The sequence below is a fragment of the Nocardioides sp. YJ-D4 genome (genome assembly GCF_054031495.1).
In genome coordinates, this window is record NZ_CM132932.1 from 4,146,426 (window position 1) to 4,173,100 (window position 26,675).

Annotated in this window: 21 protein-coding genes; 14 read left to right on the forward strand and 7 right to left on the reverse strand. The window is 69.0% G+C overall.

The genetic code is table 11. From position 1 onward, the window contains the following. Positions 1–69 precede the first annotated feature (69 nt). Positions 70–1,194, forward strand: a complete 1,125-nt coding sequence (locus ACW14X_RS19945) for a sensor histidine kinase (RefSeq protein ID WP_457163056.1) — start codon at positions 70–72, stop codon at positions 1,192–1,194. Continuing rightward, complete coding sequence (locus ACW14X_RS19950; RefSeq protein WP_160027251.1) at positions 1,191–1,856, forward strand: response regulator; 666 nt, start codon at positions 1,191–1,193, stop codon at positions 1,854–1,856. Before ACW14X_RS19945 ends, ACW14X_RS19950 begins: the two co-directional genes overlap by 4 nt. Before the next feature lie 19 nt (positions 1,857–1,875). On the opposite strand, the gene ACW14X_RS19955 is transcribed toward ACW14X_RS19950, so the two are convergent. From ACW14X_RS19955 to ACW14X_RS19965, 3 genes are all read right to left on the reverse strand, one after another. After that, complete coding sequence (locus tag ACW14X_RS19955) at positions 1,876–2,664, reverse strand: ABC transporter permease subunit (RefSeq protein ID WP_457163057.1); 789 nt, start codon at positions 2,662–2,664, stop codon at positions 1,876–1,878. Further along, the gene (locus ACW14X_RS19960) at positions 2,664–3,389 is read right to left on the reverse strand and encodes an ATP-binding cassette domain-containing protein (protein ID WP_160027255.1); all 726 of its coding nucleotides are present in this window, start codon (positions 3,387–3,389) and stop codon (positions 2,664–2,666) included. The genes ACW14X_RS19955 and ACW14X_RS19960 overlap by 1 nt, the downstream gene beginning before the upstream one ends. A gap of 97 nt (positions 3,390–3,486) precedes the next feature. After that, entirely contained in the window at positions 3,487–4,809 is a 1,323-nt protein-coding gene (locus tag ACW14X_RS19965; protein ID WP_457163058.1) for an LCP family protein, read from the reverse strand. Between the two features lie 113 nt (positions 4,810–4,922). Here ACW14X_RS19965 and ACW14X_RS19970 point away from each other — a divergent pair, with 113 nt between their 5' ends. The 8 genes from ACW14X_RS19970 (at position 4,923) to ACW14X_RS20005 (ending at position 15,491) form a co-directional block, all read left to right on the forward strand. Continuing rightward, complete coding sequence (locus ACW14X_RS19970) at positions 4,923–6,425, forward strand: LCP family glycopolymer transferase (protein ID WP_457163059.1); 1,503 nt, start codon at positions 4,923–4,925, stop codon at positions 6,423–6,425. A 74-nt stretch (positions 6,426–6,499) separates the two neighbouring features. Next, positions 6,500–7,435, forward strand: a complete 936-nt coding sequence (locus ACW14X_RS19975; RefSeq protein ID WP_457163060.1) for a glycosyltransferase — start codon at positions 6,500–6,502, stop codon at positions 7,433–7,435. Beyond that, complete coding sequence (locus ACW14X_RS19980) at positions 7,432–8,334, forward strand: glycosyltransferase (RefSeq protein ID WP_160027263.1); 903 nt, start codon at positions 7,432–7,434, stop codon at positions 8,332–8,334. Before ACW14X_RS19975 ends, ACW14X_RS19980 begins: the two co-directional genes overlap by 4 nt. 37 nt (positions 8,335–8,371) lie before the next feature. Next, on the forward strand, positions 8,372–9,565 hold the full coding sequence (gene glf / locus ACW14X_RS19985; RefSeq protein WP_160027265.1) for a UDP-galactopyranose mutase: 1,194 nt from the start codon (positions 8,372–8,374) through the stop codon (positions 9,563–9,565). After that, complete coding sequence (locus ACW14X_RS19990) at positions 9,562–11,577, forward strand: glycosyltransferase (RefSeq protein WP_160027267.1); 2,016 nt, start codon at positions 9,562–9,564, stop codon at positions 11,575–11,577. The genes glf and ACW14X_RS19990 overlap by 4 nt, the downstream gene beginning before the upstream one ends. Continuing rightward, positions 11,561–12,460, forward strand: a complete 900-nt coding sequence (locus ACW14X_RS19995) for an ABC transporter permease (RefSeq protein WP_160027269.1) — start codon at positions 11,561–11,563, stop codon at positions 12,458–12,460. The genes ACW14X_RS19990 and ACW14X_RS19995 overlap by 17 nt, the downstream gene beginning before the upstream one ends. Continuing rightward, the gene (locus ACW14X_RS20000; protein WP_160027271.1) at positions 12,457–13,254 is read left to right on the forward strand and encodes an ABC transporter ATP-binding protein; all 798 of its coding nucleotides are present in this window, start codon (positions 12,457–12,459) and stop codon (positions 13,252–13,254) included. Before ACW14X_RS19995 ends, ACW14X_RS20000 begins: the two co-directional genes overlap by 4 nt. A 125-nt stretch (positions 13,255–13,379) precedes the next feature. Further along, positions 13,380–15,491, forward strand: coding sequence for an N-acetylmuramoyl-L-alanine amidase (locus tag ACW14X_RS20005; RefSeq protein WP_457163061.1), 2,112 nt, complete (start codon positions 13,380–13,382; stop codon positions 15,489–15,491). A 571-nt stretch (positions 15,492–16,062) separates the two neighbouring features. Here the strand turns inward: ACW14X_RS20005 and ACW14X_RS20010 are convergent. Beyond that, positions 16,063–16,770, reverse strand: coding sequence for a TIGR03089 family protein (locus tag ACW14X_RS20010; RefSeq protein WP_457163062.1), 708 nt, complete (start codon positions 16,768–16,770; stop codon positions 16,063–16,065). A gap of 106 nt (positions 16,771–16,876) precedes the next feature. Between ACW14X_RS20010 and ACW14X_RS20015 the strand changes: the two genes are divergently transcribed. Further along, positions 16,877–17,953: a mannose-1-phosphate guanylyltransferase gene (locus ACW14X_RS20015; protein WP_160027277.1), complete on the forward strand. Its 1,077-nt coding sequence runs from the start codon at positions 16,877–16,879 to the stop codon at positions 17,951–17,953. An 82-nt stretch (positions 17,954–18,035) separates the two neighbouring features. Here the strand turns inward: ACW14X_RS20015 and ACW14X_RS20020 are convergent, their stop codons facing one another. The 3 genes from ACW14X_RS20020 to cofD are packed head-to-tail and all read right to left on the reverse strand — an operon-like array spanning position 18,036 to position 20,844. After that, complete coding sequence (locus ACW14X_RS20020) at positions 18,036–18,818, reverse strand: DUF3105 domain-containing protein (RefSeq protein ID WP_160027279.1); 783 nt, start codon at positions 18,816–18,818, stop codon at positions 18,036–18,038. Between the two features lie 41 nt (positions 18,819–18,859). Beyond that, positions 18,860–19,837 (reverse strand): coenzyme F420-0:L-glutamate ligase, encoded by a 978-nt coding sequence (gene cofE, locus ACW14X_RS20025; protein ID WP_457163063.1) that lies wholly within the window; start codon positions 19,835–19,837, stop codon positions 18,860–18,862. Beyond that, positions 19,834–20,844 carry a 2-phospho-L-lactate transferase gene (cofD, locus tag ACW14X_RS20030; RefSeq protein WP_160027281.1) on the reverse strand — a complete coding sequence of 337 codons (1,011 nt, stop codon included), beginning with the start codon at positions 20,842–20,844 and terminating at the stop codon, positions 19,834–19,836. The genes cofE and cofD overlap by 4 nt, the downstream gene beginning before the upstream one ends. 353 nt (positions 20,845–21,197) lie before the next feature. Here cofD and ACW14X_RS20035 point away from each other — a divergent pair, with 353 nt between their 5' ends. The 3 genes from ACW14X_RS20035 (at position 21,198) to ACW14X_RS20045 (ending at position 26,328) form a co-directional block, all read left to right on the forward strand. Beyond that, positions 21,198–21,452, forward strand: coding sequence for a WhiB family transcriptional regulator (locus tag ACW14X_RS20035; protein ID WP_008361238.1), 255 nt, complete (start codon positions 21,198–21,200; stop codon positions 21,450–21,452). A gap of 146 nt (positions 21,453–21,598) precedes the next feature. After that, the gene (locus ACW14X_RS20040; RefSeq protein WP_350843315.1) at positions 21,599–24,505 is read left to right on the forward strand and encodes a glycosyltransferase family 2 protein; all 2,907 of its coding nucleotides are present in this window, start codon (positions 21,599–21,601) and stop codon (positions 24,503–24,505) included. Beyond that, positions 24,502–26,328 (forward strand): DUF5719 family protein, encoded by a 1,827-nt coding sequence (locus ACW14X_RS20045; protein ID WP_457163064.1) that lies wholly within the window; start codon positions 24,502–24,504, stop codon positions 26,326–26,328. Before ACW14X_RS20040 ends, ACW14X_RS20045 begins: the two co-directional genes overlap by 4 nt. Positions 26,329–26,675: the final 347 nt, after the last annotated feature.

Sequence of the window (26,675 nt, forward strand, 5' to 3'; positions counted from 1 at the left end):
GGAAGGGCGGGTCTGCCTACTGACGAAAGTCAGTACCTCGGGTGCGAGGCGGCAACTACCGTGGTGAGCGTGAGTCTGCTGCGTCGGCCCCGCTTGTCAGAACCGATCCTGTCGGGCCTCCTGGTCGTGGCGGTCGCCGCTGAGCACCTCTACATGAGCGACGCCGGTCACCCGCAGTGGTCGGGCTGGTCGGCGCTGGTGGGAGTCCTCGGCGTCACGCTCGCGATGTGGGTCCGGAAGAGACAGCCGGCGGTCGCGGTCGCGCTCGTGTGCGCGCTGGTCGGCGGCACGGTGGTGGCCAACGACGGGTGGGTCCTGATCAGCTACATCGCGCTCGCGGCGCTGGTGAGCTTCCTCGTCGGCCGATGGGCCGACCGGGTGTGGCCGTCGGCGGTCGTGGCCGGCGTGGCCGTGGTGACGCTGACCGCGCTCGACGCCCTCGTCAACGGCGGCGGGGTGCAGGTGGCGATGGCCGGCAACATGGTCATCTTCATGGCGCTGCCGTGGCTCAGCGGCCGCTATCTGCGCCAGGTCGCCCACAACCACTCGACCGAGATCGAGCAGGCCCAGCTCGCCGAGCGTGCCCGGATCGCCCAGGAGATGCACGACTCGCTCGGCCACGAGCTCAGCCTGATCGCGCTCCGCGCCGGAGCGCTCGAGGTGGCACCGGGGCTCGGCGACGCCCACCGGGAGGCAGCCGGCGCCATCCGCACGGCCGCCGCCGGGGCGACCGAGCGGCTGGGCGAGATCGTCGGCGTTCTCCGCCCCGCCGCCGAGGAGGCGCCGCTGACCCCGGCCGCGGCCGGGATCGGTGGCCTGGTCGAGCGCGCACGTGAGTCGGGGATGGACGTACGTCTGGAGGGCTCGCTCGACGACGGCGACGGGGTGCGGGACGTCGCCGCCCATCGCATCGTGCAGGAGGCGTTGACCAACGCGGCCCGGCACGCCCCGGGGTCCTCCGTGACGGTCTCGGTTGAGACTGGAGTCGACGGCGTACGCCTCTCGGTGACGAACGGCCGCGCGACCCTCCCACCGCGCGCCGGAGCCACCACCGGCCTCGGTCTGGCCGGGCTGGAGGAGGCGGCGCGTGCCGCCGGAGGCACGCTGCGCCACGGCCCCGCCGCCGGTGGCGGGTTCGAGGTGGTCGCCGATCTCCCGGCCCGCGAGGACCAGCGGCGCGGGGTGCGCCTGTGATCCGGGTGCTGCTCGCCGATGACGAGGCGATGGTGCGGGCCGGCGTACGCGCGATCCTGGAGACCGACGAGCGGATCGAGGTGGTCGCCGAGGCGGCCGACGGGCGCGAGGCGGTCGAGGCGGCCCAGCGCCACCGGCCCGACGTCGCGCTGCTCGACGTCAGGATGCCGCGGATGGACGGTCTGGCCGCGGGTGCCGAGATCGCCCGGACCGCCCCGGAGACCGCGCGGGTCATGCTGACCACCTTCTCCGAGGACGCCTACATCGCCCGCGCCCTCGGCGACGGGGCGAGCGGGTTCCTGCTGAAGTCCGGCGATCCCCGCGAGCTGCTCGCGGGCGTGCACGCGGTCGCCGACGGCGCCGCCTTCCTCTCGCCACGGGTCGCCCAGCGCGTCATCGCCGAGCTCGGCGCGGGTGCCGGTGACCGGATGTCGCGGGCCGCGGACGCTCGGGCCAAGGTCGCCGCCCTCACCGACCGCGAGCGCGACGTGATGGCGCTGGTCGGCGCCGGGCTCTCCAACGCCGAGATCGGTCGCCGTCTTCATCTCGTGGAGGGGACCGTGAAGGCCTACCTGAGCACCGCCTTCGGTCGTCTCGGCGTACGCAACCGGGTACAGGCAGCAGTCCTCGCTCACGAGGCGGGGCTCGTGAGCGAGGACTGAGGTCGCCGGTGGTCGAGGCTCAGGCGTCGCGCCTGCGGAACACCACGTAGCCGGCCAGGAGCGTGACCACCGACCAGCCGGCGAGGAGTCCGAGACCGCCGTTGCCGTCGTAGGGGAGTCCGTCGTCGAGCCCGAAGATGGTCGCGATCCCGACGCCGAGATACTCCGTGCCGGCGGTCCCCGGCAGGTAGTAGGACACCTCGGTCATCAGGTCCATCCCGCTCATCATCAGCACCATCGGCAGCAGGAAGAGCGCCAGGAAGGCGACGACCAGCGCCCCGGCCGTGCTGCGCAGCGCCACGGCGAGACCGATCGCCAGCGCGACGACCGCGCCCATGTAGACGCTCATCCTGCCGGCGACCTCGGCCACCGCGGAGACGTCGAAGACTCCGTAGTCACCCGCGGTCAGGTAGCCGAGGCCGGCGCCCAGGAGGGCGAGGAGCGCCCCGGCGACCAGCGCGACGACCTCGACGACCAGCAGCTTCGCCACCAGCACCCGGCCGCGCCGGGGCTCGCACTGCAGCGTCGTCCTCATGCTGCCGGAGGCGTACTCCGAGGTCACCGTCAGCAGGGCCAGCGTGATCAGTGCGAACTGGGTGAACAGCATCCCCGCGGTGGCGACCTCCTCGACGTGGAGCAGCTGGTCGGCGTGGGACAGCTCCAGGTTGGGCTCGGCGGCGTCGAAGCCCAGGGGCACCGAGTAGAGCGCCATGAGCGCGGCCGCGCCGATCAGGCACCACCAGGTCGAGCGGACCGACCAGAGCTTGGTCCACTCGGACGAGATCGCGGCCAGGAAGGGACTCAGCATCACGCCACCTCCGTCCCGGTGTACTCGACGCTGCCGGCGGTCAGCCGGAAGTACGCCTCTTCGAGCGACCCGTGGCTCCCGACGAACTCGGCCATCGTGGCGTCGGCGAGCAGCCGACCGCGTCCGAGCACGACCAGGTGGTCGGCGGTCTGCTGCATCTCGCTCATCAGGTGGCTGGAGACGAGGACCGTACGCCCCTCCGCGGCGAGCGACCTCAGCAGCTTCCGGATCCACATCACCCCGTCGGGATCGAGCCCGTTGACCGGCTCGTCGAAGAGCATCACCCGCGGGTCGCCGAGCAGCACGCCCGCGATCCCGAGCCGCTGGCTCATGCCGAGCGACAGGTTGCCCGCCCGCCGCCGGGCGACCCCGGCGAGACCGACCCGCTCGAGCACCTCGTCGACCCGGGCCACCGGGATCGAGTTGCTCCGCGCCATCGCCACCAGATGCGTACGCACCCGGCGACCGGGGTGCACCGCCTTGGCGTCGAGCAGCGCACCGACCTCGCGCAGCGGACGCCGCAGCGAGGCGTACGGACGGCCGTCGATGGTCGCGGTCCCCGAGGTCGGCCGGTCCAGGCCGAGGATCATCCGCATCGTGGTGGACTTCCCGGCGCCGTTGGGGCCGAGGAAGCCGGTGACCCGGCCGGGCTGTATCTGCAGGGTGAGATCGTCGACCGCAGTGGTCGCGCCGTATCTCTTGGTCAAGTGGTCCAGAGTGATCATGACTCGAACCTAGGGACGTACGCGGCCGGCCACAGTGGACGAAAAGCAGCCGTCCCTACCGACGAAAGTCAGTAGGGACGGCTGCGGATGGTTCGGGCTACTCGGGCAGACCGGTCGCCGTGCAGATGTCCGCCGGGATCTGGTCGACGGTGTCCTCCTTGATGTGGCCGAACATCGTCAGCGCGTCCTCCTTGCGCCAGTGGACCGCGAAGTCGCTGATCGGGACGCCACAGGTCATCGCGGAGCCGCCCGCGAGCGCCTTGAACGCCCACAGGAACTTCGCGCCGCCGATGACGCTCATGCCCTCGCCGACCTTGAGTCCCGCGGCGCCCTCGCCCATCTCGGCGAGCTTGAACGGGTTCAGCAGCGTGGCCGGGCTGGTGGCCTTCTTGCCGATCGCGGAGATGACCTCGGTCTGGTTGGCGCCACGACCCAGGTCGCCGTCCTCGGCTGCGTAGCGGGACCGCGAGTAGGCGAGTGCGGTGACGCCATCGGCCTCCTGGCAGCCCTTCTCGACGTCCAGGCCGGCCTTGGGGTCCTTCATGTCCTTCTTCGGGCAGATCTCGATGCCCCCCACGCCGTCGACGAGTCGGGCGAGACCGCCCATGCCGATCTCCACATAGCCGTCGATGCGTACGCCGGTGTTCTGCTCGATCGTCTGCACCAGCAGCTCGGGGCCGCCGTAGGCGAAGGCCGCGTTGATCTTGGTCTCGCCGTGACCCGGGATCGGCACGATGGAGTCACGGGGGAGGGTCACCACGATCGTCTTGCCGGCGCCGGTGTGCAGCAGCTTGATGGTGTCGGTGCGGCTGCCGGCGGCGTCACCGGTGGAGAGCTTCTTCTTCTCCTCGGCGGTGAGACCTTCGCGGGAGTCGCTGGCGACGATGAGATAGGTCGTGCCTGGCTGGTCCGCGGGCCGCTCGCCCGCGGTCGGCTCATAGGGGACCTTGTCGACCTTGTTCCAGGCGCTGATGCCGATCCAGGCGACCGCGCCGACCAGGATCAGCACCGGGATCATCACGATGGCGACGAACTTGCGGAACGGATGGCGCTTCTTCGGCTTCGGTGCGCGGCCCCCGCGACCGCCGCCGTAGCCATCGCCCGGACCCCCATAGCCGTTGCCGCCGTTGCCGCCGTACTCGCTCGGCTGGCTCCAGCCACCCTGCTGGCCGTAGCCCTGGTCATACCCTTGGTCATAGCCAGGCGTCGGCGCGATCTGCCCGGGCTGGGGCAGCGGCCGGTCATAGCCGCCACGCGGCGGCGCCGGCGGCGGCGCGCCGCCGACAGGGCGCCGGACGGTGGGCATGACATTGGTGGGCTCGGGCCCCGAGGGCTGAGCAGGCTGGCCACCACCGTACGCCCAGCCGTACTGCTGCGACCGGGGATCGTTGGGGCTGCCAGGGTTGCGGGGGTTTGGCATGCGCTCAAACGTACCGTGCCAGGCCGCTAAAGTTAGTCGGCGCGTCGCACCACCGTGTTACTCGTGTGACTGGTGATACTGGCGGTGCAAACTCATCACTCGAGGGACCCCAGATGGCTGAGCAGAACTACCGGCCCCAGCGTACGGCCGCCGAGCGCGCCTCCCGCGTGCGGTTCCGTCGCGCCATGGCGCTGCTGCTCATCACGCTGCTCCTGCCGGGGTCCGCCCAGCTCGTCGCCGGCAACCGCCGCGTCGGCCGGATCGCGATCTGGACCGTCATCGGTCTCGCGATCACCGCCGGCCTCGTCTTCGGGATCTCCCTGCTGTGGCACGGCCTGATCTTCACGCTCGGCACCAGGCCCTGGCTCCTCGGACTCTTCCGGATCGCGCTCTTCGCGGGTGCGATCGCCTGGGCCGCCCTCTTCATCGACGCGTGGCGGCTCGGCCGCCCGCTCGAGCTCGACCTCAAGCAGCGCCGGATCGTGGTCGCCATCGGCGGCGCGCTGTCCTTCTCCGTGGCCGCGACCCTGATCTTCGGCGCCCACCTGGTCGGCGTGCACAAGGGCATGGTCGAGGCGATCTTCGCCGGTGCCGAGGCCGCCGAGGCCCACAACGGCCGCTTCAACGTGCTGCTCGCCGGAGCCGACTCCGACGGCGGGAAGACCCGCTGGGGCCTGCGTCCCGACTCGCTCACGGTCGCCTCCATCGACGCCGTGACCGGACGTACGGTGCTCATCGGCCTGCCCCGCAACATGCAGAACTTCACCTTCGACGACGGCTCGCCGATGGACGAGGAGTTCCCGCGCGGCTTCGACTGCGACGGCTGCTACCTCAACGGCGTGAGCACCTGGGCCGGTGAGCACAAGGAGCTCTACAAGGGCGAGAAGGACCCCGGGATGGCCGCCACCGTGGACGCCGTCGAGGGCATCACCGACCTGCAGATCAGCTACTACGCGATCGTCGACCTCAACGGCTTCGAGGAGATCGTGGACGCCATCGGGGGAGTCACCCTGAACGTCCGCCAGCCGATCCCGGTCGGGCTCCCCTCCGACAGCTTCTACACCCACATCCAGCCCGGCACGAAGAAGCTCGACGGCTGGGAGACCCTCTGGTACGCCCGGGCCCGCCACGACTCCGACGACTACTCCCGGATGGCCCGTCAGAAGTGCGTCCTCAACGCGATCCTGCAGCAGACCAGCCCCGCTGACGTCGTACGCCACTACCAGGACGTCGCGAAGGCGACCGGCTCCACCATCACCACCTCGGTCCCACCGAGCGAGATCGAGCGGTTCTCGGCGCTCGCGCTGAAGGCGAAGTCGCAGAAGATCTCGACGCTCTCACTGGTACCTCCGCTGGTCGACACCGCCGACCCGGACATGTCCGACATCCACGCCGAGGTGCGCAAGGCGGTGAAGAAGGCCACGCCGAAGAAGGAAGAGGTCTTCGCCTCGCCGAGCACCGGCGGTGACGGCGAGACGAAGGCACCTGCGCCGAAGGACAAGACGAAGGCCACCGGCGACTCCGACAAGGGCGGCCCGGTCACCGGCGGCTCCCTGGGCTCGCGCAACAAGGGTTACCAGGCCAACGAGACCGACGACCTCGCCTCAGCGTGTTGAACAACGGGTTAAGCGCAGGTCACAGCGACTCGCTGATTCCCGGGATACCCCGCGGTCGCGGCTAGTCTGGATCCGTGCCAGGGAGCAATCGTGTCGCCGCCGTCGTGGTGACCTTCAACCGTCTCGAGCTGCTGCAGCGACTGCTGGAGCGGCTCGACGTGGTCGACGGCCTCGACGAGGTGATCGTCATCGACAACGCTTCCACCGACGGTACGTCGCAGTGGCTCGCCGAGCTCGACGGTGCCGAGGAGCCGGGCCAGCGCCAGGTTCCGGTGATCGCCCGCACCCTGGAGCGCAACAGCGGCGGTGCCGGCGGCTTCCACGACGGCCTCGAGCTGGCGATCGAGCGCGGCGCCGACCTGGTCTGGCTGATGGACGACGACGGCCTGCCCGACACCGACTGCCTCGGGCTGCTGCTCAAGCAGACCGACCTCGACTTCTGGGGGCCGCTCGTCGTCGACGAGGGTGACCCCGGCCGCCTGGTGTTCCCGATCAGGCTCCCGGGCCGCTCCAAGGTCGTGCACCAGCTCGCCGATGTCGAGGCAGCTGCCACCGACGGCCTGATCAAGGACATCGTGATCCCGTTCAACGGGGTCCTGGTCACCCGCGACCTGGTGGAGCGGATCGGCTACCCCCGAGCGGAGTACTTCATCTGGGGCGACGACCACGAATACCGTCTCCGCGCAGAGAAGGCCGGGGCGCGGATCGCGACCGTCGTCGGTGCTCAGGTGCGCCACCCGTCCGTCGGCGATCTCGGCACCCCGATGGCGTGGGGGAGGGCGACGTACAACCACACGCCGAGCGACCTGAAGCACTACTGCATGGCGCGCAACAACCTGCTCAACCTGCGCGATTACCGAGGGTGGCCCTTCGCTTTGGCTTTCGTGGCGAAGACTCTATGGTTCTACCTGCTCACCAAGCCGCAGCCGAAGCGGATCCGGCTCTCTGCGCAGGCGTGGTGGGCTGCCATCCGGGGGGACTTCAGTGGACACGAGAGGTTCCTTCGTTGAGCACCACCCGTGAGACGGTCGCGATCGTCGTCGTCACCTACAACCGCGCCGACATGCTGCGTGGGCTGCTCGACGGGCTCACCAAGCTCGACCAGCCCGCCGACGCGGTGATCGTCGTCAACAACGCCTCCACGGACCACACCGCGCAGGTCCTCGCCGAGGCCGTCACGCCCAATCTGCAGGTCATCGACAGCCCGGAGAACCTCGGTGGCGCCGGTGGCTTCCACCTCGGCACCAAGGCCGCGGTCGAGCAGGGCTGGGACCGCCTCTACCTGATCGACGACGACGTCGTCCCGGCCCACGACTGCCTCGAGGTGCTGCTCGCCCAGGACGAGGACTGCCTCTTCTCGGTGCGTGAGGACAAGAACGGCAAGCTGATCGAGCTGGCCGCGCTGAAGTTCGACCTGCGCAACCCGCTCGCGATCAAGCCCAAGACCGCCTCGGTCATGGACACCTACCCGACCCGCGACGCGCTTCCGGAGCGGGTCGCGGTGGAGAACGTTGCCTTCGAGGGCTTCATGATCCGCCGCACCGTCCTGGAGGAGATCGGGCTTCCCGATCCCACCTACTTCATCTTCTACGACGACGTGGATCTCGCGATCCGCGCCCGCCGCGCCGGCCGCACCATCTGGGCCGTACGCGACGCGGTGCTCGTGCGACAGCTCGACTTCAGCCAGCAGCACGACCTGGCCGGCTGGAAGGGCTTCTACATGTACCGCAACCTCTTCGTCGTCCACTTCCGCTACGGCGAGAACGTCCTCGTACGTCTCAAGCCCTGGCTCATCACGGCGGCTGTGGTTCTCCTCAGCCCGCTGCGAGGCGGCAAGCACGAGGCCGTCAACGTGATCAAGGCCCTGCGCGCCGCGCGGGGCATGCGAACCCTGCCCACCTCCTCCTGACCGACCCCTTACCCACAGAGACCTAGACTGAGCGATCGTGTCCTTCCCTGAAACCACTCCTGACCTCGTCGTCGTCGGCTCCGGCCTCTTCGGCCTCACCATCGCCGAGCGCGCCGCCACCGAGCTGGACAAGAAGGTGCTCATCATCGAGCGCCGTCCGCACATCGGTGGGAACGCCTACTCCGAGTTCGACGAGGAGACCGGCATCGAGGTGCACAAGTACGGCACCCACCTCTTCCACACCTCCAACGAGAAGGTGTGGAACTACGTGCGGAAGTTCACCGACTTCACCGACTACAAGCACAAGGTGTTCGGCAAGTACAAGGGGCAGGTCTACTCCCTGCCGATGAACCTCGCGCTGATCAACCAGTTCTTCGGGAAGTCCCACACCCCCGACGAGGCGCGCGCGCTGATCGCGGAGCAGGCCTCCGAGTTCAACACCGAGGACGCCAAGAACCTCGAGGAGAAGGCGATCTCGCTGATCGGCCGCCCGCTCTACGAGGCCTTCATCAAGGGCTACACCGCCAAGCAGTGGGAGAAGGACCCCAAGGAGCTGTCGCCGGACATCATCACGCGCCTCCCGGTCCGCTACACCTTCGACAACCGTTACTTCAACGACAAGTACGAGGGTCTCCCGGTCGACGGCTACACCGCGTGGCTGGAGCGGATGGCCGACCACCCGAACATCACGGTCATGCTCGACACCGACTTCTTCACCGTGGTCGACGACTTCAAGGGCAAGGTCCCGATCGTCTACACCGGCCCGGTCGACGAGTACTTCGGCTTCTCCGCCGGCAAGCTCTCCTGGCGCACCGTGGACCTCGAGTCCGAGATCCTCGACGTGGACGACTACCAGGGCACCGGCGTGGTCAACGCCAACGACCCCGAGGTCCCGTTCACCCGCGAGCTGGAGTTCAAGCACCTCCACCCCGAGCGTGCCGACCGCTACAAGCCCGGCAAGACGATCGTGGTGAAGGAGTACAGCCGCTTCGCCCAGGAGGGCGACGAGCCGTACTACCCGATCAACACCGCCGACAACCGCGAGAAGATCCTGGTCTACCGCGACCTGGCCAAGAAGGAGCCGATGGTGCTCTTCGGTGGCCGCCTCGGCACCTACAAGTACCTCGACATGCACATGGCGATCGCGTCCGCGCTCACCATGTTCGAGAACAAGCTCCGTCCCCACTTCGAGGACGGCACCCCGCTCACCTCCGGAGGCGTTGACGAATGAGCGTGACCCGACTGCTCCAGCGGCAGATCCTGCCCCTGGACCGTGACTCCGACGTACTCCCGCTCTACGTCGACAACCAGGCTGCCATCCTCGACGCCGACAAGTACGAGGTCGGCTCCGACAAGACGGCCCAGGCGCTGAACAACGCCCAGATCCGCCAGTCGATCAACGACGGGACCCAGATCCACCCCGACCAGATCGAGTCGCGTACGGCGCTGCGGATCCTGAAGAGCGAGCGGCTCTCGCTCGGCACCTACTTCAACGCGTTCCCGGCCAGCTACTGGCGCCGGCACACCGTGGTCGACAGCGTGAAGCTGACCGTCGCCCTCCAGGGTCGCGGCGCGAGCGTCATCGTCTACAAGTCGATGGCCAACGGCCGCTCGCAGCGCGTCGACGCCGCCGACACCGGCACCAACCCCGAGGGCACCTTCACCTTCGACCTGCCGCTGAAGCCGTTCGTCGACGGCGGCTGGTACTGGTACGACGTGGTCGCCTCCGACGAGGACGCCGTCATCACCTCGGCCGAGTGGACCGCGGAGGTCCCCGACGACCGTGCCGAGCACGGCACCGTCGACATCTGCGTCACCACCATGAACAAGCCCGACTTCTGCGCCAAGCTGCTCGCGCAGATGGGTGAGGACGAGGCGCTGCGCCCCTACCTCGACACCGTCTTCGTGATGGAGCAGGGCACCAAGAAGGTCGCCGACGACGTCGAGTTCCCCGCGGCCGAGAAGGCCCTGGGCGACCTGCTGCACATCATCGAGCAGGGCAACCTGGGTGGCTCCGGCGGCTACGCGCGCGGTCAGCTCGAGTCGCTGCGCAAGGGCACCGCGACGTACGCCCTGATGATGGACGACGACGTCGTCTGCGAGCCCGAGGGCATCATCCGCGCGATCACCTTCGGTGACCTCGCCAAGCGGCCGACCATCGTCGGTGGCCACATGTTCTCGCTCTACGCCAAGTCGCGCCTGCACTCCTACGGCGAGATCGTCCAGCCGTGGCGCTTCTGGTGGCAGTCGGCTCCCGGCGTCTACGGCGACTGGGACTTCGGCGCCCGCAACCTGCGCTCGACCCGCTGGCTGCACAAGCGCGTCGACGTGGACTTCAACGGCTGGTTCATGTGCCTGATCCCGCGCAAGGTGATCGAGGAGATCGGGCTCTCGCTGCCGGTCTTCATCAAGTGGGACGACTCCGAGTACGGCCTGCGCGCCAAGGCCGCCGGCTTCCCGACCGTGTCGTTCCCGGGTGCGGCCGTGTGGCACGTCCCGTGGACCGACAAGAACGACGCCCTCGACTGGCAGTCCTACTTCCACCAGCGCAACCGCTTCGTGGCCGCGCTGCTGCACTCGATCTACGACGACGGCGGCCGCATGGTCACCGAGTCGTTCTCCCACCAGATCAAGCACTTGGTCTCGATGCAGTACTCGACGGTCATGCTGCGCCACCAGGCGCTGCTCGACGTGCTCGCCGGCCCCGAGAAGCTGCACGAGACGCTCGCGACCCAGCTTCCCGCCGTACGCGAGATGGTCAAGGACTACCCGGACGCGCAGCTCAAGGCCGACCGTGACGAGTTCCCGCCTGTGCGCCGCCACAAGCCGCCGCGCAAGGGCAAGGAGGACACCGAGGTCCCGACCAGCCGCGAGGTCAAGCTGGCCGCGCTCAAGGCGCCGATCCGGCAGATCATGAAGCCGCGAAAGCTCTCCACGGAGTTCCCCGAGGCCGAGCTCGCCGCGATGGACAACCAGTGGTACCGGATCACCAAGTACGACAGCGCCATCGTGTCGATGAACGACCAGCAGGGCGCTGCCTTCTACCGCCGCGACAAGAAGCTCTTCAACCAGATGCTGAAGGACACCATCAAGGTGCACCGCCGGCTCAAGCGCCAGTGGCCGAAGCTGGCCGAGGAATACCGCTCCAAGCTGAGCGAGTTCACCTCGCCGGAGGCCTGGGAGAAGACCTTCGAGCCGTGGCTGGTCGCTGAGGAGAAGGGGTCCGATGGCAACCGGAGTTGATGAACGCCCCGTACGGATCGTCGACGCGCCGCTGGCACCGCCGGCGGAGAACCTCGGTCTGCTCTCGGTCTTCAAGCGCCGCTACCTCCTCAAGCTGCTCGTGCAGCGGGAGATCAGCGGTCGCTACTCCAACTCGATCCTCGGCGTCTTCTGGTCCTACATCAACCCGCTGACGCAGTTCCTCGTCTACTGGATCTTCATGGGCAAGATCATGGGCGCGGACAAGGGGATGGACAACTACCCGGTCCACCTGTTCGCCGGGCTCGTCATCGTCCACTTCTTCACAGAGACCTTCGGGGCAGGGACGCGATCCCTGCTCGGCAACAAGGGTCTGCTGAAGAAGATGGCGATGCCGAAGGAGATGTTCCCGGTCGCCTCGATGCTGGTCTCGCTCTACCACCTGGTCCCGGCGACGCTGATCCTCATCGTCGTCTGCCTGTTCAGCGGGTGGACGCCGAACTGGGAGACGATTCCTTCGCTCCTGCTCGCCCTCGGCATCGTGATGGCCCTGGGCACCGCACTGGCGCTGGTCTTCAGCCTCGCCAACGTCTTCTTCCGGGACTTCGGCAGCGCGGTCAACATCCTGACCAACTACATCCGGTTCGGCGTACCGATGATGTATCCGTTCTCGATGATCCAGGAAGCGCTCGGCGAGAAGTCCTGGATCTACCTGCTCAACCCGATCTCGGACGCCGTGCTGCTCTTCCAGCAGGCCTTCTGGGTCGGGGTGACGCCGAACCCGGAGGCGACCGCCGCCGAGCACCTGCCCGAGAATCTGTGGATGTGGGGTTTGGGTGCGTTCGGTGTCTCGCTGGTCCTGCTGGTGATCGCCCAGCTGATCTTCAGCAAGCATGAGAACAAGATTCCGGAGCGTCTGACATGACCGCCGACTCGATCGTGGTGGACGGAGTCACCAAGAACTTCACGCTCCGCTACCACCGCAGCATCAAGGACATCACCGTCGCCAAGATGAAGGGACGGGCCGTCTCCAACACCTTCAAGGCGCTGGACGACGTCACCTTCACGATCAAGCAGGGCGAGTCGGTCGGCCTGATGGGCCTCAACGGCTCGGGCAAGTCGACCCTGCTGAAGCTGATCAGCGGCGTGATGCGACCCGACCAGGGCGTCGTGAAGACGCGTGGCCAGATCGCGGGCCTGATCGCGACCGGTGCGGGCTTCCACCCGCAGCTGTCAGGCCGGGAGAACATCTTCCTCAACGCCGCGATCTACGGGCTCTCCGCCGAGGAGACCGCCGAGATCTACGACGACGTGGTGAACTTCGCCGAGCTCGGCGACCACCTCAACTCCCCGGTCGGCAACTACTCCTCGGGGCAGTACTCGCGTCTGGGGTTCTCGGTCGCCGTCCACATCGACTCCGACATCTTCCTCGCCGACGAGGTCCTCGCCGTCGGTGACAAGCCCTTCAAGAAGAAGTGCATGGAGAAGATGGAGGAGATCCGCGACAGCGGCCGCACCGTGGTCTACGTCAGCCACGCCGCCGGCTCCGTCAAGCGGATGTGCGACCGCGTCATCTGCCTGGAGAAGGGCCGCCTGGTCTTCGACGGCGACGTCGACGAGGGCATCGAGTACCTCCACTACGGTGAGGACGACGCCAAGGGATCGGCCAAGCTCAAGCAGCTCGAGGCTGCCGACAGCGCCCTTGGTGCCGAAGTCTGAGTCTGTCCAGCACGGCGAGAGCCCGCGAAGAATTACAGGTTTGTAGTTCTTTGCGGGCTCTTCCCAACCTCTGTGGCTGATGTGAAAGATGTTCCCTGGTGTTACGGAACCAGGGGGATCCATACGTGCATTCGCAGGCCGGAGAAGAGCAGTCGAGCGACGTCGAGCGCGCTCGGTCGCGCTATGTCGCCTCGACCCAGCAGCTGCTCGTGCTCGGGTTCGTCCTGGCCGCGCTGGTCCCGGCGAGCACCGTCGTCGACCTGAAGGTGGTCCGTCCTGGCGAGGTTCCCGTCTCCGGGAGCCAGGTGGCGGTGCCGTCAGCGGCGCAGGTGCCGTCCGATCCGGTCGACGCCCACCTCGAGGAGATCTCGCTGACCGCACCGGGCATGGCCGGACGGGTCACCGCTGAGGCCAAGAAGGCCACCTCCGCGGGCGATGCGGTGACCGTCACCAGCCTGCCGCAGCCGGTGGACGGCTTCGGGACTGTCGGACTCACCTGGGCGCCCGGCGCGGTCGTCCCGGAGGAGGCGATCGGGGCCGACGTACGCACGCTGGAGGACGGGACGTGGAGCGACTGGCAGGCGTTGGACGTCCACGTCGACGACCATGCCCCTGACCCGGACTCCGCGGAGGCCGACGGGTCGAGGCCGGGCACCATGGAGGCGGTGGTCGGCGAGGTCGACCAGGTCCAGACCCGGCTGCGGCTGACCGGTGCCCAGGTGCCCGCCGACCTCAGGCTGGCCGTGATCACGCCCGGCGAGGCGGAGGCGAGCCGCAGCGAGTCACCCGAGATCGAGACCGGGGGCGATGACGCGCCGGAGCCCGCCGAAGGCGCGCAGGGCACCACGAGTGCCGAGGAGGGGGAGACGGCGACGCTGTCGGCGGCCGCGTACACCGCCGAGCCCAGCATCTACAGCCGTCGACAGTGGGGTGCCGACGAGAGCGTGCGCGAGGCCGGCCCGCCCGACTACCACGAGGTCCGCGGTGGCTTCGTGCACCACACCGTCAACACCAACTCCTACACCAGGGACCAGGTGCCGGGGATCATCCGGAGCATCTACGCCTACCACGTGCAGAGCCGGGGCTGGCGCGACATCGGCTACAACTTCCTGATCGACAAGTTCGGCCGGATCTGGGAGGGCCGCTACGGCGGCGTCGACCGACCCGTCGTGGGTGCTCACACCTCGGGTTACAACAGCTACGCCTTCGGCGCCTCCGCGATCGGCAACTTCGACAACGTCGCACCTCCGACCGCGCTGGTGAACGCCTTCGGGACGCTGTTCGCGTGGAAGCTGTCGCTGCACGGTGTCCGCGGCAACAAGGGCTCCACCCGGATCGGCGACCGCACCTTCCCGTACGCGATCATGGGCCATCGCGACGCCGGCTCCACCGCGTGCCCGGGCCGCTACCTCTACGCCAAGCTGAGCACGATCCGCTCGCAGGCGGGCTCGAAGCAGGCGAGCTGGGCGGCGCGCGAGCTGCAGTCACAGATCAGCGGCCGTGGCTACCCTGACCTGGTCGCCCGGCGGGCCGGCGACCGGCGGATCGTCGTGATCCGCACCGACGGCAACGCCCGCTTCGGTACGCCGCGGGCCACGAACCTGATCGGCGGCACCTCGGCCACCTTGATGAACGCCGGTGACTGGGACCGCGACGGCGACGGCGACATCCTGATCCGCCACACCGACGGCACGATCCGGGTCAACCGCGGCAACGGTACCGAGACGTTCGCCACCGGCGTCATCATCGGGCGCGGCTTCGGGCCCGTCTCGGTCATCGACGTGGTCAGCGACATCACCGGTGACGGCTGGCCCGACCTCGTCGGCAAGTACTCCACCGGCGAGATCCGGGTCTGGCCCGGTCGCGGCACCAGCGCCCTGGGCGCGTCCTACCGGATGCGCAGCGCGGTGAGCGGCTCGACCCAGGTCATCGGCGCCGGCCGCTTCTACGCCGACGACGGCTCGCCCGAGGTGGTCGTCAGGACCTCGAGCAAGCTGCTGATCTTCCGCACCAACGGCCCCGGTGGCCTGACCACCTACTCCGACCCCGGGATCGACACCAGCGTCTTCGACTTCATCCTCGCGACCAAGGACCTGCGCGGGGCCTCCACCGGCGGCGACCTGCTGCTGCGTCGCAAGTCCGACGGGATGTGGTTCGCCTACGAGCACGACCAGAGCGGCGGCTGGGACCGGAAGTCCCAGATGGGCGTCGTGCGGGGCTACGACCAGTTCGGGTAGCACCGGAATCCGGCAGGCATTCTCGCCGAAATCAGTTGTTGCGAATTGGCGCTATCGCGGAAGCCCGGGGGATTTCATGGACAGAGCCCGCGATATGTGCTTATTGTGTTTTACGGCGAGTTTGCGACAGGGGGAACGCAGCGCGCTTCTCTGTCGAGGACTGTCTCGCATTTCTAGGGTTTCTCGGGAACTTGGAAAGGAGGCTGCTCATGTCTGATCCCGGCATCATTGACGCGATCATCCAAGCGGTGATCGCTGTTCTGAACAGCCTGTAGCCCACACATGACGCTGCGTGGCACTCCGGCGGCGCCCGCGATCTGCCACGGCTCCCAGACGGTCCACCCGCCCTATGGAGCCGTGGAGCGCCGCTTCATCGTGCCCGCCGGCGCCCAGTCGGCGTCAGTCCCGGATGACGAATCCTGGACTGGCGCCGATTCGTTTTCTGCACGACAACGGAAATCCCAACGGATGTTATCCGGCTGAGGAGAGCGGGATTATCGAGCACTTATGCGTGGGTGCTGCGCGTTGGCGCGACATATTGTGACGTCGCGCTTCCAATATCGAGACATCATTAAAAGTGATCCGGGAATTGCGTCGCGCGCTCGCTCGAGGCGACGGCCTTCACGCGCTCGTCGGTCGCGTTGGTGACCAGCACCAGCGAGCCGCCACCGGCGAGCAGCGAGGCCAAGAGCTCGGCGCCGGCCGGTGAGGCCGAGGGGACGGTGGAGAGCAGGCGTACGGCCTTCCCATCGCCGCCGAACAGGTCGGCGTGGCTGGTCTCGACGCCGTCCCACGAGGTGGCCGCGTCGTCCGCGGCCGGCGGGTCCCAGGGGGTGAAGGCGTCCGGCTGTCCCCAGACCTCGATGCCGACGTCGTGCACGCCCTGGGGGAGCGGGTCGGCGAAACGTACGCCGAACGGCAGCAGCGAGCACGCCAGCGTTGGCCGCTTCGCAGCGTCATCCGCCCAGGCGGACAGCGTCTCGGGGCCGCAGACGACGGCGTCGGGGCTGTCGGAGTCAGTCACCACGAGTCCGGTGTTCCAGGCGGCGCCGAGGAAGACGGTGGCCAGCCAGTGGGTGGGCAGGTCGATCCGGATGCTGTCCCCGCGCTCGAGCCCGTGCTCGTCGAGGAGCAGGCCGGAGGCCTTGGCCACCCAGTTGGCGTACGTCGTGGTGGACAGTTCCTGGCGCTCGCCGCTCGCTTCGTCGTAGAAGGTGACGAACGGACCGCCCGGGTCCGTCCGGAGCGCTTGGGCGAGGGTCTCGGGATAGGTCTGCACATCGAAACCCTAAGGTGTGCGGCATGAGCGAGCGCCAGCGAGCGACCAGCGGGTCCATCATGCCGCCACTTCCGTATTCTTCGACGTGCCCTCTGGAGGTGGCGGCATGACGTTCTGGGCAGTGATCCCCGCTGGTGGTGCCGGCACCCGGCTGTGGCCGCTCTCGCGATCCTCGGAGCCGAAGTTCCTGCGCGACCTCACCGGCCACGGACGTACTCTCCTGCAGGAGACCTACGACCGCCTCGAGCCCGTCTCCGATGGCATCATGGTGGTGACCGGTGCGGTCCACGAGCGGGCCGTGTGCGAGCAGCTGCCCGAGGTGCCGCACGACGCCATCCTGGCCGAGCCGAGCGGGCGCGACTCGATGGCCGCGATCGGCCTGGCAGCGGCCTTCCTGGAGCGGCGCGACCCGGAGGCCGTGATGGGCTCCTTCGCGGCCGACCACGTGATCCGCAACATCGACAACTTCCACGAGACCGTACGCAGCGCCGCGGCGGTCGCCGCGGACGGCTGGCTGGTCACGATCGGGATCTCGCCGACCTTCGCCTCGACCGCGTTCGGCTACATCGCCGAGGGCAAGCCGTTGGACGGCCACCCGGGGGCCTTCCTGGTCGACGAGTTCGTCGAGAAGCCGTCGGCCGAGGTCGCGGCCGGCTACCTCGCGACCGGGCGCTACCGCTGGAACGCCGGGATGTTCGTCGTCCGTCCCACCGTCCTCCTCGAGCTGCTCGCGGAGTCGGACCCCGGCTTCACCGAGCGGCTGCGGGCCATCGCCGCCGAGCCGTCGCGGCTCGAGGAGCTGTGGGAGACGCTGCCGAAGATCGCGGTCGACCACGCGGTCGCGGAGCCGGCGGCCGCCGCCGGCAAGGTCGCCACGGTGCCCGCCGACCTCGGCTGGGACGACATCGGCGACTTCGACTCGCTCGCGACGCTGCTCCAGGCCGCCGCCACCGCCTCGCCCGAGGGCCCCACGATCCTCGGCGACGCCTCGCTCGTCCACGCCCTCGACTCCACCGGCCTGGTCGTGCCCCACTCCGGCCGCATGATCGCCCTCATCGGCCTCGAGGACATCGTCGTCGTCGACACCGACGACGCCGTCTTGGTCACCACCCGCACCCACGCCCAGCAGGTCAAGAAGATCGTCGCCGCCCTCAAGGACTCCGACCGCACCGACCTGACCTGAAATGCCGAGTCGGCGCATCCGCCCCCTCTCGCTCGCTTCGCTTCGCGAGGCACGGGGGCAGATGCGCCGACTCGGCAGGGCCTCACATGGCCTGGGCCTCGGGGCTGTCGGTGTAGGGGTACTTCTCCATGAAGTCCTTGATCGCCTCGCCGGAGACGCCCTCGCAGTACTGGAAGACGCCCTTCTGGGTGGACGCCTCGGTCGGGTTGGCGGCGTCGGCGTACCAGTGGGTCATGGCGATGTGGGTGCCCGAGGGGAACTCGGTCTTCTTGTCGCCGGCGACCGCGGTCTCCTTGGCGTCGGCAGCGGTCCACGGAGCCGCGATGAACTTGTAGCGGAAGTTGGAGGTGCCGGAGAACTTCTGGCCGATGGCGCGGAGCTCGTCGAGCTCGTCGTCGGACACGGTGTCGTCGTACCACACGATCGTGTAGCCGTGCTCGAGGTTGTGCACCAGCGCCTCGAGGTCGGGGCGGTCCCCGGCGGTGTAGAACTTGCGCGACATGTCGGCCGGGGCCACGTTGGCCTCGTTCCAGTGCGGTCCGAAGGCCGGGGGAGCAGTCGTGTAGGTCTGCTCGGTGCCGGTGGCGATGTGGTTCTGGTTGCCGTCGGCGGCCATCTCGGTGACCTTCTGGCAGCCGGCCGCCTTGGCGCTCTTCCCGATGTCCTGCAGCGCGACGTCCTTGTACTCGCTGTCCTTGATGAAGCCGCTGATCGGCGTCCATGCGGCAGCGCCGATGATCACGACGGCGAAGGCGATGCAGACACCGATGATCGCCCAGCCTCGGACGCGCTCTGCGCGGCCCTGCTTCTTGCGGATGTCGTTGATGACCGCACGGCGGTCTTTGTTGAGCGACTTGTTGGCCACGGTTCGGCGTACCTCGGGTCTTTTGTCGGGACGCGCAGATTCTAGGTGGTCAGTGGTAGCAGAAGGGAAGTTGCCCCGTGATTATTCTCCTCGCGCTCGCATCGCCAGCCGTGGGCGAAGGCCAGCGCGGCGATCACCGCTGGATCGGCTCCGGCCACCCGAAGCCCGTCCCCGTGCGGGACGGGGGCGGTCCCGGTCACCTCCGCGACGGCTGCGGAGAGCTCCTCGACGCCTGCCGGCGCACCGAACGGGGCCTGGTCCTCGGCGGCACCCTTCAGGGCGCGTACGACGGCCTCCCTGGCCCCGAAGCCGAAGAAGTCCGACCCCTCGGGGCGGATGAGCGCGCTCGCCCCCGGCCCGTCGTCGCCGGGCTCGCGGACGAGGTCCGCCCGGCCGCGCAGGACCGCGAACGGCCGTGCGCCGAGCTTGCCCTGGGAGATCTCGGCGGCCGAGGCGATCTCGTCGACGACGGCGGGGGCGGTGACGACGAGGTCGTTGCCATAGGCGTCGACCTGGCCGGCGAAGCTCTCCAGCACCTCGAGGCCGGCGGCGCCGATGGCGATGTCGGTCTGCCCGTCGCGCCAGGCGCGACCGGCGGTGTCGGTGATGACCACCCCGACGTTCGCGCCGGTGCGGTCGCGGAACGTGGCGCGCAGGGCCCGCGCGGAGGCGTCGGGGTCCAGGGGGAGCAGCACGATGTATCCGGCCTCGACGTTGGAGGCGTCGATCCCGGCGGCAGCCATCGTCAGCCCGAGCCGGCTGCGCACGATCTGCGTCGGCCCGCGTCGGGCCACCACCCGCGTCGTCTCGCCGGGGAGCGCGTCGTCGCGGTTGCCCTCGCGCACCTGTCCCTCGGCCTTGGAGACGACCTTCGAGGTGACCACGACGATGTCGCCGTCGACCAGCGGGGACTCCAGGGCGTCCAGGAGCAGGGCGGCGAGGTCGTCGCCCTTACGCACCTCGGGTACGCCGTCGGGGGCGGTGACGGTGATGCCCTGCCCGCTCATGGGCGCCGTCATCGGACCAGCTCGACCGCGGCAGCGGCGATGTCGGCGGTCGCGTCCTCGGAGGACATCCACAGCGGGACGGCGGCCGCCTTCAGCCCCGACTCGGCGAGCGAGGGGACCGCGGCGGCGTCGGCCGTGTCGACGAGCCAGCCGTCGAGGACCCCGCCCGCGCCCCGCGTCCCATAATGCAGACCGACTCCGGCGGCGGTCGCGTCGACGCCGATGGCGGCGAGCATCTGCTCCGCCATGCCGCGTACGTGATGGCCGCTGATGATCGGCGAGATCCCCACCACGGGGGCCGAGGTGGCGACCAGGCCCTCCCGGATCCCGGGTACGCCGAGGATGGTCCCGATCGAGACGACCGGGTTGGACGGGGGCACGATCACCAGGTCGGACTTCAGCAGCGCGTCCATCACCCCGGGTCCCGGCTTCGACTCGTCCTGCCCCACGAAGATCAGCTTCTCGACGGGAACGCCGGCCCGGAGGCGTACCCAGTATTCCTGGAAGTGAACGACTGAGAGTCCACTGGGTGAATTCTCGTCCTTGATCGCCACGTGGGTCTCGACACGGTCGTCGGTCATCGGCAGCAGCCGCACGCGGTCGCCCCATACAGGCTTCAGCCAGCGTTCGCACAACGCGGCGGTGACCTGCGACAACGGGAACCCGGCTTCGAGCATCTGGGTGCGTACGAGATGGGTGGCGATATCGCGGTCGCCGAGTCCGAACCAGGTGCCCGGGACCTCGTAGGCCTCGAGCTCCTCCTTGATCGACCACGTCTCGGCCTTGCGGCCCCAGCCGCGCTCATGGTCGAATCCGTTGCCGAGGGTGTACATCACCGTGTCGAGGTCGGGGCAGACCTTGACGCCGTGCATCCACAGATCGTCGGCGGTATTGGCGATCACGGTGACCCGGGCATCTTCCTCAATGCCCGGGACACGGCCGGCAGAGATGCCGTGGAGGAGCCCGGAGATGAACTTCGAACCACCATGGCCGCCGGAGAGAACGGTGATGTCACGCATGGCCCTAGCCTCTCAGACGGGGGCCAGCAACCCTGCTCCAGCCGGTGCGGAAAGCCTGTGTTAGAGCGGCCCTAGCAGATTTGAGGGTTGACTTGTGGCACCGACAGGCATGTAATTTCATCAGTGTGATTCGAAATTGAAACGGGGACCGATAGCGGTGGCGACAGCGCTTGAAAATCTCGGGAAGATTTCAGCGGGGAACTGCATCAAAGTGACGGCCTAGGCCGTAACAAGGGGCAGTACCCGCAAAAAACGGGGGGATCGGTTACCTGCCGATGGCGTGAGGTGACTGGCCCAAGATGGGGTCACGGTCCCGAAAACAAGCTGAATAGGGTCGAAAGGTCGGAAAGACGATGAGAGAGCTGTTTCTCCTCGAGCCGGACACCGACGAAGGGGGCTGGCAGGAGCGCGCCCTGTGCGCGCAGACGGATCCGGAGGCGTTCTTCCCTGAAAAGGGTGGATCGACTCGGGAGGCCAAGAAGGTCTGCCAGACCTGCGAGGTGCGCCAGGACTGCCTTGAGTCTGCTCTGGGCAACGACGAGCGCTTCGGAATCTGGGGTGGACTCTCCGAGCGAGAGCGCCGCAAGCTGAAGAAGCGCGCAGTCTGAGGCAATACCCAAGCACGAGCCAGCAAGGCCCGGACCTCACGGTCCGGGCCTGCTGATCTTTTCCGGACAAATACCTGCGGGGGCGTGGCCGATCGCTCGACAGGTCCATTCGGTCTATCACCAGTTGGGCACTAGGGTTGCCGATCGTGCATGCGTCGGTCGCCCTCGTCCTCGTCTCTCATAACGGCGCCGGCTGGCTTCCGACCGTCATCGACGGGATCAGGAACCAGCAGGCGCCGGTGAGCTTTGCCGTCACGATCGACACCGGCTCGACCGACAGGTCGGTCGAGATCCTGGAGGAGACCTTCGCCCAGGTGGTCAAGCTCCCGGCGTCGACGACGTTCGCGGACGCGGCCAACGAGGCGCTCGCCATCCTCCACCAGGCGGCGCAGCCGCCGGAGTGGATCTGGTTCCTCCACGACGACTCCACCCCCGACCCGCACGCGCTCTCGACCCTGCTCAACGCCGCCGCGGAGTACCCGGAGGCGGACATCCTCGGCCCGAAGATCCGGGAGTGGCCCTCGCTGCGCCGGATGCTCGAGCTCGGGGTCTCGATCTCGGTCACCGGAGCCCGGGAGACCGGTCTGGAGCGGGGCGAGTACGACCAGGGCCAGCACGACGAGGTACGCCGCGTCCTGGCCGTCAACACCGCCGGCATGCTGATCCGCCGTGAGGTCCTCGAATACCTGGGCGGCTTCGACAAGCACCTCCCTGTCCTCGGCACCGACATGGACCTCGGCTGGCGGGCTGCCAACGCCGGCTTCACGACCATCGCCGTCCCGGACGCGGTCGTCTTCCACGTGGAGGCGGCCCACCGCGGCGTACGCAAGACGCAGCTGACCGGTCGCCGGATCCACTATCAGGAGCGACGGGCCGCGCTCTACACCCTGCTGGTCAACGGCCGGCCGGGGACGCTGGCGCTGTGGATGATCAGGTTCTTCTTCCAGACCCTGTGGCGGATGCTCGGCTTCATCCTGGTGCGCGACCCCGGGACCGCGCTCGACGACCTGGCCGCGCTGGGCTGGATCTACGGCCACACCGGCCAGATCATGCTCGCCAAGCGGCGTCGCCGGAAGCAGGCGCACGCCGACAAGGACGTGGTCAAGGCGCTGCTGCCTCCGCCCTGGCTGCCCTACCGCCACGGACTCGACTTCGTCTCCGACGTCGCCACCGCGGTCACCCTGCAGGCCTCCGACATCGCCGAGCGGCGCCAGATGGCGCAGGCCGAGGCCGATCCGGCCTCCTTCGCCGCCAAGCGTCAGGCCGAGCGGGCCCAGCTGGAGGAGGACGAGATCCCCGCCGAGACCGGCTGGCTGGTGCGTCTGTTCACCAATCCGGTCGCGGTGCTCCTGGTCGTCGTCGGCATCCTCGGGGTCATCGGGGCACGTGCCGCGCTCGGTGGTGTGGCCGGCAGCGGCCTCGGGCCGACGCCCCAGAACGTGGGCGACTGGTGGCAGCTGCAGTTCGAGTCGTGGCACGCGATCTCGCAGGGCACCGGCGTGCCCGCGCCGCCGCACGTCTTCCCGCTGGCGGTGCTGGCGACGTTCCTCGGCGGCAACCCGAGCCTGGCGGTCACCGCAGTCATGCTGCTCAGCTTCCCGATCGCGCTTGGCGGTGCGTGGCGGCTGCTGCGGGTCGCGGGCCGGCTGATCAGCCACCTCGGCGCCCCGCGCTGGCTGCTGCTGTGGGGCGCGACGGCGTACGCCCTGGTTCCCTATGTCAGCGGTGCCTTCGGTGACGGCCGGATCGGTGCGGTCGTGGTCGGCGCGCTGCTGCCCTGGCTCGCCCACGCCGCGCTCGGGTTCAGCGACCCCGTCGCCGACCGCCGCTGGCGCGCCGGCTGGCGCACCGGCCTGCTGCTCACCGTCATCACCGCATTCGCGCCGATGGCCTTCCTGGTGGCGGCCGTCTTCGCGGCGGTCATCTTCATCGTCGCCCGCCGGCTGATGCCCGCCGTGCTCAGCGACCGCGACCAGTGGGGTCCGCCCGCCGCGGCGATCGCGACGCCGGTCGGGCTGCTGCTTCCGTGGTGGCTGCCGGCGCTCTTCTCCGGCGGCTGGGCCGCTCTGCTGCTCGACCCGGGCCGGCTGCCGGCCCCGGCCGCGGGCGGCTTCGACCTGCTCGTGGGCCGCCTGACCGGGCTCGACGGTGCCGATCTCGGCGCACCGTGGTGGCTGGGCCTGGCGCTGCCGCTGCTCGCCGTGCTCGCGCTGATCCCGAGCCGCACCCGGATCCCGGTCATGGTCTGCTGGATCGGCGCGGTCGCGACGGCGGTCGTCACGATGCTGCTGTCCTGGATCCCGATCCCGCTCGACGCCGGCATCGCCCGGGTCGGCTGGGGCTTCCCGCTGGTCGCCATCCAGGGGTTCGCGGTGGTCGCGGCGGTGCTGGGCGCCCAGGGCGCCATCCTCGACGGTCTCAGTGGGCTGCGGAAGGTCATGGTCGGCGCGGCCGCTGCGGTCGCGGCGGTGGGCGTCGTCGGCAGCCTCGGCTGGTTCGTCTACGCCGGCACCGGCGATCTCACCGACAACACCCGGGCCCTCGGCCACACCGGGGTGCCCTCCTACATGCTCGACCCGACCTCGACCACGCTCGGCCCGGAGGACGGCGTCCTCGTGCTTCGCGGCTCGGTCGACGACGGCCTCCGCTACGCCGTGCTGCGCAACGACGGGATCACCCTCGGTGAGGACGAGATCGCGCAGGTCGCCGGTGGCTCCGAGGAGCTCACCGGAGTCGTACGCCGCCTGGCCGCCGACCCCGACGACGCGGTGATCGGTGATCTGGCCGCCCAGGGCGTGGCCTACATCGTGATGCCCGGCCCGGCCGACTCCTCGGTCGCCGAGGGGATCGACGCCTCCGGGTCGGTGACCCAGGCGAGCACCGTCGAGCGCTCGACGCGTGCCTGGCTGCTCGACTCCGAGCCGAGCGACCCGGGCGTGACCGAGTCGCAGTCCATCATCCGTACGATCCTGTTGGTCCTGGCCGGGATCGGGCTGTTCGTGGTCCTGGTCCTGTGCCTGCCGACGCTGATCCAGAGGAGGGAGTCGGCATGAGTCACTCACGAGACCCCTACGACCGCTCGCACGAGCCGCAGGCCGACGACGTCTACGGCCAGGAGCCGTGGATGCTGGACCCGTTCGCCGACCCGTACACGGGGCAGACGGCCCAGACGCCGCCCGAGGGCTACACCCCGGAGCAGCTCTACGCCCAGGAGCCCTACGTGCCGGGCCCGGAGACGGGACAGATGCTCGCCCAGACGGGCTACCCGCCGGCGTACGAGGGCGACTATCAGACCGGCGAGTTCCGGGGTGGCTTCGAGCCGGAGTTCGAGGCCTGGCCGACCGCCGACGAGATGCGGGTGGAGGAGCCGGAGGCCCAGCAGGAGTCACAGCAGGAGCGTGCCAGGGGCGGACGGATGGCCGCTGCCGCCGCGGCGGCGGCCGCTGCGCGACCCCGGCTGCGCCGCGTACGCAGGCAGCGCGGCCGCCGCGACAACACCGTGCTGGTGGCACTGGGTCTGGTCGGTGCGATGGCCGTCGCGCTGCTGCTCAACCGGCCCCACCAGTGGGAGCAGCCGAAGCTGGCCGCCGAAAGCAGTGCGCCGACGGCGGCCACCGTCGTGTGCCCCGGCAAGCCGAAGTCCGGCGCCGACCAGGTCACCGTCACCAACGCTGCCGAGGGGTCCGGCAAGGTCACGCTGAGCGGCCCCGGCGCGGGCAAGGGCGCGGAGACCACCGTGGCGTCCGGCAAGGTCACCAGCGCGTCGGTCAAGCCCGGCTCGGTCGTCGTCAAGGCCGGCAAGGAGGTCGCGCCCGGGCTGGTCGCCGGACGTTCGACGACCAAACCGCTCGCGGCGACGGGCTGCCTGCCTCCGCAGGCGGAGGCCTGGTTCCCGGGCGTCGGTGCGGGCGCCACCCACAACTCGGTCCTCGAGCTCACCAACCCGAACAGCGGTGCGGCCACGGTCGACATCTCGCTCTATGACGAGAAGGGCGTGGTGGCTGTCCCCGAGGATCTCCGCGGCGTCGCGATCCCCGGCAACACCACCCGCACCTTCGACCTGCTGCACGTGATCCCGCGCAAGGGCGAGCTCTCCCTGAAGACCACGGTCGTACGCGGCCAGGCCGGGGTGATGGTCCGCGACCGTGCCGTCGCGCTCGAGACGCAGCGTGGCACCGAGGACTACTTCCCGGGCCAGTCGACTCCGGCCGAGACCAACCTGCTGGTCGGCTACCCCAACAAGTCCGCGAGCCGCACCCTCACCGTCATCAACCCGGGCGACGCCCAGGTGAGCGCCGAGCTGCGCCTGCTCACCCCGAAGAACGTACTCACCCCCGAGGGCGCTCCGGAGATCAGCGTGCCGCCCAACGGGCAGACGCAGGTCGACCTGACCAAGCTGCTCGGCAAGGACAGCGCCGGTGACGCGTACGGCGTCGAGATCGTCGCCACCGGCCCGGTCGCCACCGCGATGCGCTCGGTCGACGGCGGCGACGTCGCGATCACCACGGCCACCGAGACGATCTCGGAGCCGACCGCGGTGGTCGTCCCGGCCGGCGGCGGCGTCGGCAAGAAGCGGGTCCTGATCTCCGGTCCGGTCGCCAAGACCGGCACCAGCGGCACCGTCAAGGTGGTCCCGATGACCGCGAAGGGCAAGGCGCTCAAGGCCAAGTCCGTCGAGGTCGGCCCTGGGCTGGGTGCCGAGGTCGAGGTGCCCGCGGAGGCAGCGCTGATCCAGCTCGTGCCTGCGGGTGTCGAGATCAACGCGGCTGTGGTGATGAGCGGCGATGGCGACGCGGTCGTCCCGTTCCGGCCGTTGCGCTCGGAGGTACGGACTGCTGGGGTTGCTCCGGGGTTGCCGTTGCCTTTGGAGCCCTGAGCGGTCCTCTTTCGGCGCTCGTTTTGTCGGCGTTTATTTGTGGTTGGGGTTTGCCGCCGACCCGGTCTTGGAGGGTGTTCTCGCCGCCGTCCGGAGTAAAGGACGGCCTGCGGCCGCCGGCTGACGCCGGTCGCCTTCGGCGATCCTTGACACCGGGATTCGTCGAGAATTTTGGCTGGCTATCGGGTCGGCGGCAGGGGTTTGGCGCAGCGGTTTGGGCTTGGTAGGGGCTTGGGGACTGGGTCGGGCCGATCGCCGGAAGGAATTTTCCTTCCGCTGAGGCGAACGAATTTTCGTTCGCCCTCGGAGGGGCCTGGTCTGGGGTGGGGTTGGCGGGTGGAAGAAAT